The following is a 15,410-nucleotide window of genomic DNA, read 5'->3' on the forward strand; positions in this document are numbered from 1 at the left end:
GCCTCAATAGCGTATGCGTCGCAGCTTGACGCGGTCTGGACGGTTGTGCCGAGGCCGGGAATGTGGTTCGGCGGCAGCGCCGACGGCACCCAGGCGGGGTACAGGTACGGGGCATACGGTTCGACGCTCCTGGGGGGTTATCCCGATGAGCACCATGAAGGACAACCCGTGAAGTACATGAGATTGACGGTGGCGACCGCCCTCGCTGTAGCCCTTCCCGCCCTCGGCGGGACAGCCGCATCCGCCGCCCCGACACTCGAGGCCGTGAGCCCGACCGTCGCTGTGCAGAGTGCGGTTTCCGCCCCCGCCGACCTGTCGTCGGCGCGCGAACGCATCCTCGCCGAGACGAACGCCGCCCGCGCCGCGGCCGGCCTGCCGGCCCTCACCGCCGACGCCGACCTCGACGCGATCGCGCAGGCCTGCTCCGAACGCCAGGCGACGAACGGGGTGATGGCGCACTGCGACGACTACGCCAGCCTCTACCCCGCCGGGTGGACGATCGGAGCGGAGAACGTCGCCACCGGTCAGTCGATCGACGACGTCGTGGATGCCTGGCTCGCCTCCCCCGGACACCGGGAGAACATCCTGAGCGCCGAGGCCACGCACCTCGGCATCGGCTACGCCCTCGGGTCCGACGGGCGCACCTATTTCACGCAGGACTTCGCCGGCTATCCCGCCGGTGTCCGTCCCGTCGCCGCACCGGCGCCCGCTCCCGCACCGGAGCCCGCCCCGGCGCCCGCTCCCGCACCGGCGCCCGCCCCCGAGCCCGCAGCACCGCCGGCGGAGGAGCCCGTCGCTTCCCCGGCCGCGCCCGAGGCGCCGGCAGCTCCTGCCGAGCCGCAGGCTCCGGCAGCTCCGGTAGCGCCCGTCGACGTGCCGACCGCGGCCGAGATCCGCGCGCAGGTCCTGGATCGCTTGGATGCCTCCGGCCTGGCGTCGGTGGACGCCGGTGCCCTGTCGGCGCAGATCCGCGCTGAGCTCGCAGCCGCGGGGCTGCCGCTCGACATCGATATCGCTTCCTCCCTCCCGTAGGCGGCAGGCGACGCCGGTCGGGTCTTCGGACCCGGCCGGCATCGCCGTGTGTTCACCGAACGAGTTCCGCCTCTCGCGCGGACGAGCGCACAGGGTCGGGACCGGCCGGGTGAGATCCGCGCGAGGCCGGCCACCAGTTCCACCGTCCGAGCAGGGTCATCACCGACGGCAGGAGCAGCCCGCGGATGAGCGTCACGTCCAGCAGGACGGCGACCAGCATCCCGATCCCGATCTCCTTCATCGCGACGAGCTCCCCGACAGCGAAGCCGAGGAACACGACGCTGATCGCGAGAGCGGCCGTCGTGACGACCGGCCCAGTCTGGGCGATCCCGTACCGCACCGCTTCGGCGTTCACCGCGCGCGGATCGGCGGAACGGTCGCGGTCACGCCACCGCTCGTTGATGCGGGCGAGCAGGAACACCTCGTAGTCCATGGTCAAGCCGAAGGCGAGCAGGCCGATGAACAGCGGCGTGGTCACGTCGAGGGTTCCGAGAGGGTCGAAGCCCAGCAGGGTGCTGCCCCACCCCCACTGGAAGATCGCGACCAGCACACCGAGGGTGGCCGCCATCGTGAGAGTGCCCAGGACGAGAGCCTTGAGCGGGACCACGATCGATCGGGTCAGTGCGAACAACAGCGCGAAGGTGGAGAGCACCACGACCCCGACGGCGAGCGGGATGCGCTGCGCGAGATGCGCCTGGGTGTCGACCAAGGATGCTGCCGGCCCGGTCACCTGCACCCTCAGGTCGGTGTCGACCGCGCGCGCCGTGGCGACCAGGCGCTGGGCGGCGGCACCGGTCGCGCTGTCGCCGACGGGTCGGAAGTCGACCGCGGTGATCTCCGGCGGCAGATCGAGCACGAGATCGGCGTCGGCGACATCGGAGGAAGCCGAGATCTCATCGAGAAGATCGCGCACCGCCGGGTTCTCGACGGAGCCGTCGATGACGACCGTCACCGGCTCGATGCCGATGCCGGTGAAGCCGGTGGTCGCGGCCTCGTAGGCGCGACGCTCCTCCGCGGCCGCCGGGAGCGAGCGGATGTCGGAGCTGTCGAGCGCCAGGGAGAGGGCGGGCGAGGCGAGAACGAGCAGGGCCGCGGTCGCGCCGACGGTGACGAGCACCGGACGGCGCTGGGCGAAACCCGCCGAGCGCGCCAAGAGTCCGCTCGAGGTGCGCGGGGCTTGCCCGCCCCACGGGCGCGACCAGGTGCGGACACCGCGTTCGGGCAGGTGGCGGTGCACGAGGGCGAGCCCGGCGGGGATCAGGGTCAACCCGGCCACGGTGGCCGCGACCACGACGAGCGCGCCCCCGAGCGCCATCCCGGACAGCAGCGGGTCGCCGAGGAGGAAGATCCCGACGAGGGCAATGAAGACCGCGAGGCCCGAGATCAGGACGGCGCGACCCGAGGTGCGCACCGTTCGGGCCATCAGCTCCGACACCCCGGCATCCGGATCGGATCGGCGTTCTTCACGGAAGCGGAAGATCATGAGGAGGCTGTAGTCGACGGTCAGACCCAGGCCGAGGATCGTGACGATGTTGACGGCGAATTCGTTCACGGGCAGGAGGTGGACCGCGATGCCGAGTGCGAGCAGCGTGGTGAGGATGACCGCGATCGCGGCCAGGACGGGCAGCACGCCGACGCGGAAGCCCCCCAGCACCATGACCAGCAGCACGATGAGCACCACGATGGCGAGTCCTTCGCCGATGGCCGCGTCCGTCAGTGCCCGATCGACGAAGGCCTGTTCGGCGAGCAGCTCGCCGCCCACGAGCACCTCGGGAGCCGCGATGGTGTGGAGCAGGTCGGAGACGGTGGAGGAGACGGCCAGCGCCTCTTCTTCAGCGAGGCCACCGGCGAGTTCGACCGCGACCAACGAGGAACGCCCATCGTCGCTGATCGCGCCACCGGCGGTGTAGGCGTCGACGACATCGACGACGCCGGGCACGGCCCGCACCTCGGCCATCACCGCGGTCGCGCTGTCCCGCACGGCGGGGGCGAAGAAGTCTTCGCCGGAGATCACCGCCGTGATGACCTCACCCTCGGGATCGAGCTCGTCGAGCCGCGCTTGAGCGACGAGCGATTCGGCGCCGGCTGGGGCATCGTCGACGGAGGTCATCCGCTCGAACACGTCACCCGAGAAGACCGCGCCCAGCAGGAGCAGTACCCCCCAGGCGGCGAGCACGACGAAACGACGTCGCGCGGTGAATCGGCCGAGGGTGTCGAGCATGCCGGGTCCTTCTGAGAACGCGTGCCGCCCGGAGGCGGCGGGAACTCTCCGGCGACGGACAGACGTCCGCCGCCGGAGGGGTGTGGATGTTACTTGCAGGCTTTCGCCGCGTACGGTGCCGCGGCAGACCCGGTGCGTCCGTCGCCGGTCGCCCTGACCTCGCCTGTGCCCGCCGCGACCTCGGCCGCGCGGGTCGTGAAGGTCTGGAACACCGATTTGCCGGGCTGGACACCCGCGATCGCCTTCTCACCGAAGGGGGAGGTCAGAACCACGTCCACCGGAACGGTGTCGTTGTTCGTCGCCCGGACCGTGACGGTCGCCTTGCCGACCATGCAGCGCACCTCGCTGGTGACACCGACGGCGAGAGGCGCCGGCGCCGTGAGGTCCTTGACGCGAATGTTGCGGTACGACACCGCCTCGCCCCCGCCATGGTTCTGCACGCCGATGAATCCCTTGAGATCACGTGCCGGATCGGTGCTCGTGAAGTCGTTCACGAGGGCGCCGTTGAGGTAGATCTTGATGTTCTGCCCCTTCACGACGATCTCATAGCCGTTCCACGAACCGACCGGCTTCAACGCCGCGGCGACCGCCGCATTGTCGGCCGCCTGGAAGGTGTACACCGATCCGGTGGTGCGATCGGGCAGGTCGGTTGCGTCGACCTGGATCTCGTACCCCTGGTTGACCGCGATCCACGGGTCGGTCCCGGGGTTCGGGAATCCGACGAACACACCGCCGTTGTGGTCGGCGATGAGCTTCCAATCCAGCTTCAGGCTGTACTCGGTGAGTTCCGCCGTGCGGTTCCACAGCAGACCGAGACCGCCTTCACCACGGATGCTGCAGTCGTCTTGGCGACCGAACCCACCGGGTCCCGCCATCCGCCACGCGTCGAGACTCGTGAGCGTTCCGTCGAACAGTGCGCGGTAGCCGTCCTCCATCTGCGCCGGGGCGCAGATGTCGGTGGCGGCACCGACGGAGAGCACATCGACGTTCACGTTGCCCTTGTTGCCCGTCTCGTACTTCAGCGCGATGGTGTTGGCGCCCGCTGCGAGATCGAGGTTGCGCGTCACGGTGGCCCACGTCTTCCAGTCGGTGGTGGAGGGGAACTCCCACGGGCCGACCTTCGTGCCGTTCACGTACAGCGAGACGTCCTTCGAGCCCGGTGCCGGGTTCGGCCCGTTGGAGTAGCGCACGTTGACGGGGTAGGTGCCGGCAGCATCCGCGTTCACCGTGAAGGTGAAAGCCGATCCGACGTCCCACATGCCGCCGGCGAAACCGGCGCCCGAGTATCCGCTGTGCTCCAGATCGACCTTCGCGCCCCCGGTGAGCGACGCCTCCTCGGCTTCGTACCACCCGCGGTCAGCGGGGGCGACGTATCCGGGAAGGGTGTTCAGGGTGTACCAGGCCTCGGTGCTCCACAGCTCCTTGCCGGACTCGGACGCGAACGGACGCGGCGAGCGGATGTGCACGACGTGACCCCCCTTGAGCCCGTCGATCTTCACGGTCACCGTCTTGCGATCCTCGGAGACGGTTGCACCGGATACTTGGAGCACCTCTTCGTCGATCTTCGGACCGCCATAGGTGGAGGTGGGCAGGTAGCGCCACTGGTTCACCCGGTAGGCCGTGGCGATCTTCTCCACCGTCGCAGCCGAGACCGGCTCGGTGTAGTCGATCTGGAAGCCGCCCTCGACGAGCTTCATCGACGTCATGTCGAAGGTGCTGGTGTTGGTGGGGACGAGCTTCTGCAGGCCGTAGGGCAGCTTGCCGGCTTCGCCCCAGTTTCCGCCTTCGCCTGTGCCGCCGATGTACAGCGACTTGTCCGGGCCCTCGATGACGCGGTTGACGCCGACCTCGAAGCCTGCCGAGTGACGGAAGACGGCGCCCTGGTACTCGCCCTCGATCTTCTCGAGGAAGGCGCGCTGGAGGCCACCGTAGGTGACGTCACCGAACATCATCTGACCGGCGAACGGGCCGTCCTTCAGCAGGATCGGCGTACTCGGGGAGTTGCCGATCTCGTTCTGCGGGATCCACACCGCCGGCTGGGTCACCGGCTGGGTGTCGAAGGGACCGGCGGGGTTCGTGTAGTGGTTGAAGAACCGGTCCTGCTCGATGTGGACGAGCTTGTTCGACGGCAGCCAGGAGCCCTGGTTGTCCATGGCGAACAGCTCATTGTCGGGGCCGAAGGCGATGCCGTTGGGGGTGCGGAGCCCCCCGGCGATGTAGGTCAGCTCACCGGTCGCACGGTTGATCTTGACCGACGTGCCGCGGTTGGGTGCCGGCTGCGGGCTCGTCGTCGCTCCGCCGTTGTTGATGGCGACGGAGAGGTTCACGTAGAAGTTCTCGTCGTCGTGGATCAGCCCGAACGCGAACTCGTGGAAGTTGTTACCCGAGGGGTAGTCGGCGACCTTGCGCTTGCTGTCGAACGTGCCGTCCCCGTCCGGGTCGCTGAGCTCGGTGAGCTGGTAGCGCTCGGACACGTAGATCTTGTCGCCGATGACGTCGATGCCCATCGGGTTCAACAAGCCACCAGCGACCTTGACGGCGGTCACGTCCTCGGGACCGTCGGCAGCCTGGGCGCCCTTGAGGAAGTACACCTCGCCGGGTACCGAGCCGTCCCACCCTCCGGAGTTCACCGAACCGGTGGTGAGGACGGCCAGATCACCGGCGTCGGTGAAGTCCAGACCGGCGACCTTCGGGTTGAAGCCCGCCGGGCGGAGGTTGACGAGCGTGTAGTTGGGGTTCACGCCGTCCAGACGCAGGCCGTCTCCGGCAGAGTCTTCGCTGCCCTCGCAGTACTTGGTGCCGGGGGCGGTGACACGCACCACACCCGCCTCCGTGCTCAGCACACTGGTCGGCACGACCACGAACGACGACGACCCGGGCACCTTCCATTCGAGCTTCAGTTCTTGACCGTTGGTGGCCTCGAACATCTCCACGAACAGGGAGTGCACGCCGACATCGAGCGTCGTGGTTCCCTCTTTCGCCGCCGAGCCGTGGAGGCCGTCGTTGTCGACCAGCACCTTCTCGTCGAGGGTCAGCCGCGATCCATCGTCGCTCGTGAGACGGAAGGTGTAGGCGCCGGGAGTCGTCAAGGTGAGGTTCGCCGTGACGTGCGAGATGAAATTGTCGTTCCCGCCGAACTGTTCGTCGGTGGTGAAATTGACGTTCGGCATCACCTTGTCGACGTTCGGCGTCTGCCCGGATTTCAGGGTGCAGAGCGTCGTCAGCGGCGGCGTCGCGTACGTCTGCAGCGTCACCCCCGGCTCCTGTTGCGGCAGGTCGGCCGCGGTGTTCGCGGCGGAGGCGGGCAGGATCGCTCCTGCGGCTACCAAGGTCCCGCCGATGACGCCGGCGATCAGTGATCGGGCGGCTCGGCCGGTGCTGCGCCGGCGCGGGCCGGACAAGACAGCAGGTTCGGGCATCGTTGCTCCTCTGGGTCGGTGTCGCCTCGACGACACCGTGCCCCGCGGGGCGACATCGTCGTCGACAGCAAACGTCGTCATCCTAGGGAGCTTTTACCAGCGTGTCTACAAAACATGCGCAGGCATCGGTCGCGCGCCGATCGGGCCGCACGGCCAGCGGTGGGAAGGACCCCACCGGCTCGGGTGGGGGACGGACGCGCAGCCCGGAATCACGGCGAGAGTGCGCAGCATCCACATGTGTCAGACGTCGGACAACTTTTGCTTGACCCTCGTCGGGTAAAGCCAGTATGGTCACATCGAACCCGAAGAAACCGATACTCGTGACAGCGTGGCCACGAGACTTCTCAGTCTATGGCGCCCGCTTCTCCGATCATCGGGGCCCACGTCGTTCACCGGATCGCCCTCGCGGTCCGTTCACGAAAGACGTCGCCGCCCAGCCGACGAGCGCCCCGCGCCCGCCCGGCGGTGGCCTGAGAACGGAGAACCATCCATGCAGAAATCCCTTCGTCAGAGCCTCGGAGCGCGCATCGGCGTCGCCGCCGTGGGCGTCGGCCTTCTCGCAGCGGCTGGGACGGGCACCGCGTTCGCGGCGGACGAGCAGTCCATCGACGTGAGCGTGCAGATCGAACCGAGCGAGGCCATCGGCGCGCTCGCTCTGACAGTGGCCGGCAACGCTACGGCGCTGACCGAGGGCGATGCCACCGCGACCGACCGGATCTTCACCGGCACCCTTCCCACCGTCACGGTCACCGACACCCGTCCCGTCGGCACGATCACCGACCCGGCCGTCGAGTGGTACGTCGTCGGAGCGATCTCGGACTTCGAGGGAGACGCCGATCAGCCCAGCATCTTGTCTGCGGATGCCTTCGGGTGGGTCCCCGCCGTCATCACCGCCTCGGAAGACGTGGCCCCCGGCCCGTCGGTCGAACCTGGCGATGGTGGCTTCGAGACCGGCAGCGAAGAGTTGCTTTACAACACCTACACCCCGGAGGACCCCAACGGCCCGGGCGCGTGGTCGGCCAACGCCGCCCTCACCCTGCAGACGCCGCTCGACGTGGCGCCGGGCTCGTATGCTGCCACGATCACCCTGTCGCTGTTCGAAGACGACGGCACCGGAGAGTAATCCCCTCCATGGTGAGCTCTTCGAATCGGCACCGCGGCCGGGCGACGGCGTGGGTGACCTCCGTGATCACCTTCCTCCTCGTCGCGGTGCCCAGCGGCGCGGCGTGGTCGTCGACGACACAGGACTCGCCCGTGACCTGGTCGGTGGCTCCCGCCGACGCGAACGGTCCGGATGGTCGCGGCCGTGTCGAGATCGCTCTCGACCCGGGCGCCACCGTCACGGAGCACCTCGCCGTGCGCAACCTCAGCGAGACGGACACGACGTTCTCGCTGACGGCCGCCGACGGGTACTACACGAGCTCGGGGCGGTTCGACATGTTGGCAGCCGGCGAGCAATCGATCGATGCGGGAACCTGGATCACCGTGGAGCCGTCGGTCACGATCGCGGCCGGCAAGACCGCGGTCGTGCCGTACACGATCACGGTTCCGACGAACGCGACCCCCGGTGACCATGCCGCGGGCGTCGCGGCGTCAGTGCTGCGGTCGGCCACCGATGCCGACGGCACGCAGATCGGGGTCGACAGCCGCGTCGGCTTCCGCGTCTCGACCCGCGTCACCGGCGATCTCGCTCCGGCCCTCGCGGTGACCGATGTGCGCGCCGAGTACACCCCGTCGTGGAGCCTCTTCTCGCCGGGACGCGTGGCCGTGACCTACACGGCCTCCAACACCGGCAATGCGACGCTCGGCGTCCGTGACCGCGTCGGAGACGCTGCCTCGGAGCACGGCAATCTCCTCCCCGGAGAGACCCGCGCGATCACCGTCGAACCGGTGGACGCCTGGCCGCTGGGCCTGCTGTTCCTCGGCTTCACGGTCGAAGGCTCGGTGGCCGACGACGCGGCCTCCGCTGCCCCGTTCACCGACACGCTCGTGCTCTGGGCGGTCCCCTGGCTGCACCTGCTCGCCGCCCTCGGAATCCTGCTGATCCTGCTCGCGATCCTCACCGGTCGCCGACGCACCCGGCAACGCATGCAACGACTCCTCGATGAGGCCCGCGAAGCAGGTCGCCGCGACGCGACAGAACTGGTGCACACCTCATGAGCTCCTCAGCCATCGTCTCCCTCTCCACGGCACCTCCGGCCGGTGACGATTCCATCGGTGTGTTCGTCGAGATCAGCCCGATCGATACCTCGTGCACGGTCGACTGCGCCGTCGACCAGCCCCCGGCGCTACCGGTGACCGGTGGGGAGCCGCTGTCGATAGTGCTCCCCGTCGCGCTGCTGTTGGCGGGGGTCGCGGCGATGATCTGGTCGCGGCGCGGGCGGGGCGACCAGCCGCGTCCTCCGACAACTGTCTAGACAGATCCGAACGCCCGGTCGGTGCTCCCGCGGCGGCCGAGGTCTTGACTTCCTCCTGAGTCCCATCACGGAGGAGGAACCATGACCGACGCACCCGAAGGAGCTGCTGCCGCAGCATCCCCCGTCAGCTTCGCGACCGACATCAAACCGCTGTTCCGGCCCTTCGATCGAGACAGCATGCTCAAGGCGTTCGATCTGTGGAATTACGACGACGTCAAAACCCATGAGGATGCGATCGCCGCCTCGCTCGCGGCCGGCGGGATGCCGTGCGACGGCCCGTGGCCCCCCGACCGGGTCGCTTTGCTGCAGAAGTGGATCAGCGAGGGATCCCAGCCCTGACGACGGTTTCGCCTCGCCCCGGGTCGTCACGGAGCGGATGCTGGATGAGGCTCGGCGCGTGTCGGTGCGCGGGAGCTCGGCCCCGTGCGTTCGGGAGGAGATGTGCGTTCGGGAGGGCCGCTCTAGGCCAGGGGCCCTCCCGAGTGCACATCTCCTCCCGAGTGAACACGGCCGTGTGCACACAGGCCGGCGCTCACCCCTCGTCGCGGAGCTTCTCGAGACGGCGGACGCGCGGGATGACCTCTTCGCCGAACCGGATCAGCTCGGGCAGGTTCGGGGAGAACTGCAGCAGGAAGATGGAGACGCCGACATCTGAGAACCGCAGCAGCTTCTCGGCGACCTGATCGGGCGTGCCGATGAGATCGGGCCGCAGCCCCCGGTTCGATACCGAGTAATCCTTCAGGTCGACCGGGGTGTCCAGCTGCGACTTGCTGACGAAGTCCTGGTACGACTCGTACGCGGCGCCCTCGCGGACGTCGGTGATGCGCTCCACTTCCGCACGCGCCTCAGCCTCGGTGTCACGCACGACGGCATACGCGGCCATGCCGAAGGACGCGAAGGCGGGGCGCTGCTCCCCCGCACGTCGGGTCTGCATGTCGCGCACCTTGTCGGCCAGCTCCGCCACGGTGCCCCCGTGCGTCAGATACGCGTCGGCGAAGCGGGCGATCGTTGCGCGTCCGGTCTCGCTTTCCCCGCCCGCGTAGATCGTGGGCGACACGATCGGCTTCGGTTCGAGGATCGTGTTCTCGAGCTCGTAGTAGTCCCCGGAGAACGAGAAGGGGGTCTGCGACCAGAGGCCTCGCAGGACCTCGACGAATTCCGTCGTGCGCGCGTAGCGGTCGTCATGCGCGGTGAACAGCCCGCCGTACTGTCGAGCCTCCTCGGCCCACCAGGCCGACACCACGTTGACGGTGAAGCGCCCGCCGCTGATGTGGTCGATGGTGGCGGCCTGCTTGGCGGCGAGCGCCGGGTTATGGAAGCCGGGCCGGAGCGCTGCCATGATCTCGAGCCGCTCGGTGACCGCGGCGAGCGCCGCGGACACGGTCCACGCGTCGAAGGCCGGACCGCGGGTGCCCTTGATGTCGTTCAGGTTCAACTCGGGAACGAGGGTGATCTCGAACCCGGTGCGTTCCGCGGCCGCGGCGATCTCGGCGAGGTGCGCGAAGGTCAGCGGGGTCTGCTCGTCGTCGACGTTGCGCAGCCACCCTCCGAAGATGGGGGTCCAGTATCCGAAGCGGATCGGTGTTCCAGCTGTCATGGGTGTCCTCGCGTCGGGGATGAGCGGTCAGGCCGACGCGAAGACCGGGGTGCGCGTGTCGCGGGCGAGGAGAGCCCCGAGGTGCCGCGCGATCCGCCGGGGGCCCGAGGCGGGAGCCGTTGCTTCGACGTCGGGATTGTAGTTCGTGTTCGTGTTGACGTCGTAGGTGACGAGGCGGCCGTCGAGCGTTTCGATGAACTCGATGCCGGCGATCTCGACGCCCGCGCCCGCGAGGAACGCGCGATACTGCTCGACGAGCGGATGCTGGGAATCGACGTCGGTTCGGAGGCGGAAGAGCGGTTCGGGCTCGAGCCCGTCCGCACCGGGGACGGCGCAAGCATCCGCCGGACACAGCTCGAAACTGCCGGCGCTGGTGTCGACCCGCACCGCGTAGACGAACTCGCCACCGGCGAACTCCACGCGGGTCACGAACGGCGCCCGCGCGGGGAGGAACTCCTGCAGCAGGGTGATGCCGTCGGGCGACGGCTCGAACTCGTCACTTGCCACCCACGCCTCGAACTCGGCGTGGTCGTCCCAGCGCCGGACCCCGAGGCCCTTCCCGCCCTGGTTGTGCTTGCTGATGAACGGGGCGGGGAACTCCGCCGCACGCCGCACCAGGTCGCCCTCGCCGAAGACCGCCACCGTGCGCGGCACCTCGATGCCGGCCGCGCGCAGAGCCGTGTGCTGCGCGACTTTGCTGACTTCCAGTTCGAGCACTCGACTTCCGCCGACGACGGTGCGTCCCCACGATTCCAGCCAGCGGACGACGGCACGACCGTAGTCCTTGGATGCTGCGTGGTCGCGCGTGTGCGCCGACGCACTCAAGCGCGACCAGAACACGCCTTCCGGCGGGGGTGAGGAGAGGTCGATCGACCCCTCGGTGAGCAGCCACTCCTCAGCCGGCACGCCTTCGGCTGCGAACGCGGCCGCGAAAGGGGGGAACCACTCGGCATTCTCGTGGATGACGTAGACCCGGGGTGCATCGCTCATGTCACAACGCTACGTCGGACGCGACGCCGCGGGGCGACCGCCCGTCATCGAGGGTCATCGCGGCTCCTACTGCACGCGCGAGTGCTCCCCGAGGCGGTGCCAGGTGCGGTTGTGGTAGACGAGGGCGTTGCCCGTGTCGCCGACCGCGACCTCGCGCCCGATGCTGGCCTGCAGCGCTTGGGCCGCGATGACGACCGAACCGCCGGCCTCCATCCGACTCACGATCGCGCACCGCACCCACGCGCGCACGCCCCGGTAGACGGGCTCACCGGTCGGCAGACGTGCCCAGGACTCGGTGTCGGCGAAGCGGTCGATGCCGCTCGTGGCCCCCAGCTGCGCGAGGGGAAGATCCTCGGCGTCGAGCAGATGCACGACGATCGTGTCCGCCGCGGCGATCGTGGCGGTGGCGGAGGACTGGGAGGAGACCGAGAAGATCAGCAGCGGCGGGTCGACACTCACCGACGACACCGAGGAGGCCGTCAGCGCGACCGGACCCTCCGGTCCGTAGGCGGTGATGACGGCCACACCGCCGGGGTGCCCCCGGAAGACGGCCTTGAAATCGTCGGCGGTGACGGTGACGCCGAAGCGTCCCGGCGTCTCAGCCGGCGTCGCCTCGGCGCCGGTTTCGGGGGAAGGCTGCGACGAAGTCATACCGCGACCCTAAGCGCACGGCAGGGCGGCACGGGCGCGCAGGGGAAACATCTCGTCATGAGCGTGCTGCTCCTCAGGGCGTGACCACGTCGCCGGCGGGGAGGATGCCCCGCGCGACGGGGCGACCGCGCGTGTTGGACCATTCGCTCCACGAGCCGGGGAAGACCTGGGCTTCGATGCCCGCCTCCTCGAGCGCCAGTGCGGTGTGGGCGGCGGTGATGCCCGATCCGCAGTAGGCGGCTGTCGGCACCCCGGGGCGCACGCCCACGGCGGCGAAGGTCTCGCGCAACTCGTCCGCGTCGCGGAGCCGGCCGTCGGGAGCGACGTGGGCGAGGGTCGGGAGGTTCACCGCTCCGGGGATGTGGCCGGCGACCGGGTCGAGCGGCTCCACGTCGCCGCGGTAGCGCTCCGGCGCGCGGACGTCGAGCAGCACCCCCGTTTCGGGGAAGTCAGCGGCCTCGTCGATGTCGAGTACTCCCGCGGTCGAATCGGTCAGGTGCACGTCGCCCTTCGCGACCGCCACGTCGCCCGTCTCCAGCGCGCCCCCGGCCGCGACCCACGCGCCGAGTCCGCCGTCGAGCACGCGCACGTCGACGCCTGCGCGATGAAGCAGCCACCAGGCGCGCGCGGCAGCGACGCTCTTCACGTCGTCGTATGCGACGACGACGTCACCGTCGCGGAGACCCCAGCGCCGCGCCGCCCGCTCGAGCGCTTCGATCGGGGGCACCGGGTGACGCCCGTGTTCGGGTCGCCCCTTCGCCGAGAGCTCCCCGTCGAGGTCGACGTACACCGCGCCCGGGAGGTGTCCCTCGAGGTAGTCGGGTCGCCCTTCCGGGCGGTCCAGTCGCCAGCGCACGTCGAGCAGTCGGATGCCGGCGCCGGTCGAGATCAGTTCGTTCAGTTCCGACACGCTCACGAGGTGACTCATGACACCAGCGTTGCATCCGGGTGCTCGGTCAGGCCGTCTGTTACCGGGAGTTGCACCACGACCCGCGATGACACCCGCCCCGTCAGGGCGTGATGTTGGCGCTGTCACCGCCGGTGACGGAGTACGTGCCGCCGCTCATCATGTGCGCCTGCGGAGAGGCCAGGAAGACGACGACCGGCGCCACGTCTTCCGGCTCGATCCACGGAACCCGCAACGGCAGTTTCTTGGCCAAGCCCTCTCGAGCTGTCTGCTCGTCTCGCGCGGGGTCACCCGTGGGGGCGCCGCCCGCTACGCGGATGGCCTGGGCGTACCGGTCTTCGTGACGGGTCAGCGCCGTGTCGATGAGGCCGGGAATGACCGCGTTGACGGTGATGCCGAACGGTCCGAGTTCGAGCGCCGCGGATTTCATCAATCCGATGAGTCCCCACTTCGACGCGGAGTAACCGCTGCCGTCGAGCGTGCCGTGTTGCCCCTGCGTCGACGACGTGATGATGATGCGGCCGCCCCCGCGATGCACGAGGAGCGGCGCGGCCGTGCGCACCACGTTCGCCGTCCCGGACAGGTTCACGTCGATCTGGTCGTGCCAGAGCTCGTCGCTCATCTCGAGGAGAGGAGCGAATCCTTGGATGCCGGCATTGGCGAACACCACGTCCATACCGCCGAAGCGATCGACAACGGTGGCGAAGCCGTCGCGCACCGCGGAGATGTCGCGCTGGTCGAAGACGACGGGCAGCCACTCGGCGCCCGCCGCCGCAACGAGCTCACCCGTGTGATCGAGGTCCGCCCGGGTGGCCGGCGGGTAGTCCATAACGGCGCTCGCCTGCGCCGCGATGTCCGCGCCCGCGACGCGATATCCGGCTCTAGCGAAAGCGACGGCGGCCGCCCGGCCGATGCCGCGAGCGGCCCCGGTGACCACCACCACGCGCGCGTGGTCCGCGGCTGTCGACGGGTCGGGTGCGTTCGTCACGTCAGTACCCCGCGACCATTCCGCCGTCGCAGCGGATCTGCTCGCCCGTGACGTACGACGCCTGCGCGCTGCAGAGGAAGGTCACGACAGAGCCGAACTCCTCAGGGAAGCCGTACCGGCCCGCGGGAATGGCGGCGAGGGAGCGGGACTGGACGTCTGTGACGTCGACGTTCGCAGCCGCGGCCCGGTGACCGTCGAGCTGCGCGATCCGATCGGTGCCGATGAGGCCGGGAAGCACCATGTTCACGGTGACACCGTCGGAAGCGACCTCGCGCGCGAGGGTCTTGAGGTACCCGGCCAGGCCCGACCGGGCGATGTTCGAGAGGGCAAGACCGGCGAGCGGTTCCTGGATCGACGTGGAACCGATCGCGACGATGCGCCCCCAGCCGCGCGAGCGCATCGACGGCAGGACGAGCTCGGCGATCTCGATCTGGCGGACCAGCAGAGTCTCGACCGCGGAGCGGACCTCGGCGGCGGTGAGCCCCGCCGCCGTTCCCGGGGGCGGTCCTCCGGAGTTGAGCACCAGGATGTCGATCTCGCCGAGACCGGCCATCACCTCATCGACGAGCGTCTGCGCAGCATCCGACTCAGTGAGATCGGAGACCACAGCGAGCGAGCCCTCGTGCTCTCCGGCGAGTTCGACGGCGCGCTCTTTGCGGCGGCCGACGAAGGCCACCCGCGCGCCCTCGTTCGCGAGCGCACTCGCAGACGCACCCCCGAGGCCCGATGTCGAGCCGAGCACGAGCGCGGCCCGACCCCTGATTCCCAGATCCACGATCACTCCTTCGCTCATCCGGCGACGCAGTACGCCCCCGGATGTGAGACACGATAGCGCCGGCGACACCGCAGCTGGGGGGCCCTGCGATGGTCAGGAACGAAGACACCGAGCGTCGGTTCAGAAATCGAACGAGAAGGGAGCGGCGTTCACGAGTACATGGCGGGCCGGGACGATGCGACGATCTGGGTGATCGGGATGAACGACGCCCCATCCGCAGACCTCCTCGCAGCCGCGGAGGCCGCCCATGTCCCGTCGGAGGGGCAGCTCGAGCTCCTCTTCTCGGACGCTCCCGAGGCCCCGGCGACACCGGTCGAGCGCGGCGACCTCCCCGAGAACGGCGACGGGGCGCCGATCCAGCCCACCGGGCCGGGTGGCTGACCGCCGCCCGCTGCTTCTTTCCTCCCGCGGCG

Annotated in this window: 14 protein-coding genes; 6 read left to right on the forward strand and 8 right to left on the reverse strand. The window is 69.3% G+C overall.

The window, feature by feature from the left end:
* Window positions 1-177: 177 nt before the first annotated feature.
* The gene (locus ACFXP5_RS08470; RefSeq protein ID WP_394544817.1) at window positions 178-1,032 is read left to right on the forward strand and encodes a CAP domain-containing protein; all 855 of its coding nucleotides are present in this window, start codon (window positions 178-180) and stop codon (window positions 1,030-1,032) included.
* 52 nt (window positions 1,033-1,084) lie between these two features.
* Here the strand turns inward: ACFXP5_RS08470 and ACFXP5_RS08475 are convergent, their stop codons facing one another.
* Both ACFXP5_RS08475 and ACFXP5_RS08480 read right to left on the reverse strand, forming a co-directional pair.
* Entirely contained in the window at window positions 1,085-3,253 is a 2,169-nt protein-coding gene (locus ACFXP5_RS08475) for an MMPL family transporter (RefSeq protein WP_394544300.1), read from the reverse strand.
* Window positions 3,254-3,342: 89 nt separating this feature from the next.
* A complete protein-coding gene (locus ACFXP5_RS08480) occupies window positions 3,343-6,672 on the reverse strand; it encodes a 3-keto-alpha-glucoside-1,2-lyase-like domain-containing protein (protein ID WP_394544301.1) in 3,330 nt (1,109 codons plus the stop codon).
* A 490-nt stretch (window positions 6,673-7,162) separates the two neighbouring features.
* Between ACFXP5_RS08480 and ACFXP5_RS08485 the strand changes: the two genes are divergently transcribed.
* The 4 genes from ACFXP5_RS08485 (at window position 7,163) to ACFXP5_RS08500 (ending at window position 9,428) form a co-directional block, all read left to right on the forward strand.
* Entirely contained in the window at window positions 7,163-7,795 is a 633-nt protein-coding gene (locus ACFXP5_RS08485; protein ID WP_394527750.1) for a hypothetical protein, read from the forward strand.
* A gap of 53 nt (window positions 7,796-7,848) precedes the next feature.
* Window positions 7,849-8,832 (forward strand): hypothetical protein, encoded by a 984-nt coding sequence (locus tag ACFXP5_RS08490; RefSeq protein ID WP_394544302.1) that lies wholly within the window; start codon window positions 7,849-7,851, stop codon window positions 8,830-8,832.
* Window positions 8,829-9,089, forward strand: a complete 261-nt coding sequence (locus tag ACFXP5_RS08495; protein ID WP_394544304.1) for a hypothetical protein — start codon at window positions 8,829-8,831, stop codon at window positions 9,087-9,089. Before ACFXP5_RS08490 ends, ACFXP5_RS08495 begins: the two co-directional genes overlap by 4 nt.
* An 81-nt stretch (window positions 9,090-9,170) precedes the next feature.
* Window positions 9,171-9,428 carry a hypothetical protein gene (locus tag ACFXP5_RS08500; RefSeq protein WP_394527753.1) on the forward strand — a complete coding sequence of 86 codons (258 nt, stop codon included), beginning with the start codon at window positions 9,171-9,173 and terminating at the stop codon, window positions 9,426-9,428.
* A 193-nt stretch (window positions 9,429-9,621) separates the two neighbouring features.
* Here the strand turns inward: ACFXP5_RS08500 and ACFXP5_RS08505 are convergent, their stop codons facing one another.
* The 6 genes from ACFXP5_RS08505 to ACFXP5_RS08530 form a co-directional block, all read right to left on the reverse strand.
* The gene (locus ACFXP5_RS08505) at window positions 9,622-10,686 is read right to left on the reverse strand and encodes an LLM class flavin-dependent oxidoreductase (protein WP_394544305.1); all 1,065 of its coding nucleotides are present in this window, start codon (window positions 10,684-10,686) and stop codon (window positions 9,622-9,624) included.
* Between the two features lie 27 nt (window positions 10,687-10,713).
* The gene (locus tag ACFXP5_RS08510; RefSeq protein WP_394544306.1) at window positions 10,714-11,676 is read right to left on the reverse strand and encodes an ATP-grasp domain-containing protein; all 963 of its coding nucleotides are present in this window, start codon (window positions 11,674-11,676) and stop codon (window positions 10,714-10,716) included.
* Between the two features lie 66 nt (window positions 11,677-11,742).
* Window positions 11,743-12,327 carry a flavin reductase family protein gene (locus ACFXP5_RS08515; protein ID WP_394527756.1) on the reverse strand — a complete coding sequence of 195 codons (585 nt, stop codon included), beginning with the start codon at window positions 12,325-12,327 and terminating at the stop codon, window positions 11,743-11,745.
* Window positions 12,328-12,400: 73 nt separating this feature from the next.
* Complete coding sequence (locus ACFXP5_RS08520; RefSeq protein ID WP_394544307.1) at window positions 12,401-13,255, reverse strand: sulfurtransferase; 855 nt, start codon at window positions 13,253-13,255, stop codon at window positions 12,401-12,403.
* Window positions 13,256-13,337: 82 nt separating this feature from the next.
* Window positions 13,338-14,222, reverse strand: coding sequence for an SDR family NAD(P)-dependent oxidoreductase (locus tag ACFXP5_RS08525; protein WP_394544308.1), 885 nt, complete (start codon window positions 14,220-14,222; stop codon window positions 13,338-13,340).
* Between the two features lies 1 nt (window position 14,223).
* Window positions 14,224-15,015 carry an SDR family oxidoreductase gene (locus ACFXP5_RS08530; protein ID WP_394544309.1) on the reverse strand — a complete coding sequence of 264 codons (792 nt, stop codon included), beginning with the start codon at window positions 15,013-15,015 and terminating at the stop codon, window positions 14,224-14,226.
* A gap of 180 nt (window positions 15,016-15,195) precedes the next feature.
* Between ACFXP5_RS08530 and ACFXP5_RS08535 the strand changes: the two genes are divergently transcribed.
* On the forward strand, window positions 15,196-15,378 hold the full coding sequence (locus ACFXP5_RS08535) for a hypothetical protein (RefSeq protein ID WP_394544310.1): 183 nt from the start codon (window positions 15,196-15,198) through the stop codon (window positions 15,376-15,378).
* Window positions 15,379-15,410 lie beyond the last annotated feature (32 nt).

The organism is Microbacterium hanjuni (assembly GCF_043556395.1).
Taxonomy (GTDB): Bacteria; Actinomycetota; Actinomycetes; order Actinomycetales; family Microbacteriaceae; genus Microbacterium.

What these genes read in the sequence shown, in the direction of transcription:
- ACFXP5_RS08470 (WP_394544817.1), top strand. Translation starts at nt 178, where the DNA reads ATGAGATTGACGGTGGCGACCGCCCTCGCTGTAGCCCTTCCCGCCCTC.
- ACFXP5_RS08475 (WP_394544300.1), bottom strand. Translation starts at nt 3,253, where the DNA reads ATGCTCGACACCCTCGGCCGATTCACCGCGCGACGTCGTTTCGTCGTG.
- ACFXP5_RS08480 (WP_394544301.1), bottom strand. Translation starts at nt 6,672, where the DNA reads ATGCCCGAACCTGCTGTCTTGTCCGGCCCGCGCCGGCGCAGCACCGGC.
- ACFXP5_RS08485 (WP_394527750.1), top strand. Translation starts at nt 7,163, where the DNA reads ATGCAGAAATCCCTTCGTCAGAGCCTCGGAGCGCGCATCGGCGTCGCC.
- ACFXP5_RS08495 (WP_394544304.1), top strand. Translation starts at nt 8,829, where the DNA reads ATGAGCTCCTCAGCCATCGTCTCCCTCTCCACGGCACCTCCGGCCGGT.
- ACFXP5_RS08500 (WP_394527753.1), top strand. Translation starts at nt 9,171, where the DNA reads ATGACCGACGCACCCGAAGGAGCTGCTGCCGCAGCATCCCCCGTCAGC.
- ACFXP5_RS08505 (WP_394544305.1), bottom strand. Translation starts at nt 10,686, where the DNA reads ATGACAGCTGGAACACCGATCCGCTTCGGATACTGGACCCCCATCTTC.
- ACFXP5_RS08510 (WP_394544306.1), bottom strand. Translation starts at nt 11,676, where the DNA reads ATGAGCGATGCACCCCGGGTCTACGTCATCCACGAGAATGCCGAGTGG.
- ACFXP5_RS08515 (WP_394527756.1), bottom strand. Translation starts at nt 12,327, where the DNA reads ATGACTTCGTCGCAGCCTTCCCCCGAAACCGGCGCCGAGGCGACGCCG.
- ACFXP5_RS08520 (WP_394544307.1), bottom strand. Translation starts at nt 13,255, where the DNA reads ATGAGTCACCTCGTGAGCGTGTCGGAACTGAACGAACTGATCTCGACC.
- ACFXP5_RS08530 (WP_394544309.1), bottom strand. Translation starts at nt 15,015, where the DNA reads ATGAGCGAAGGAGTGATCGTGGATCTGGGAATCAGGGGTCGGGCCGCG.
- ACFXP5_RS08535 (WP_394544310.1), top strand. Translation starts at nt 15,196, where the DNA reads ATGAACGACGCCCCATCCGCAGACCTCCTCGCAGCCGCGGAGGCCGCC.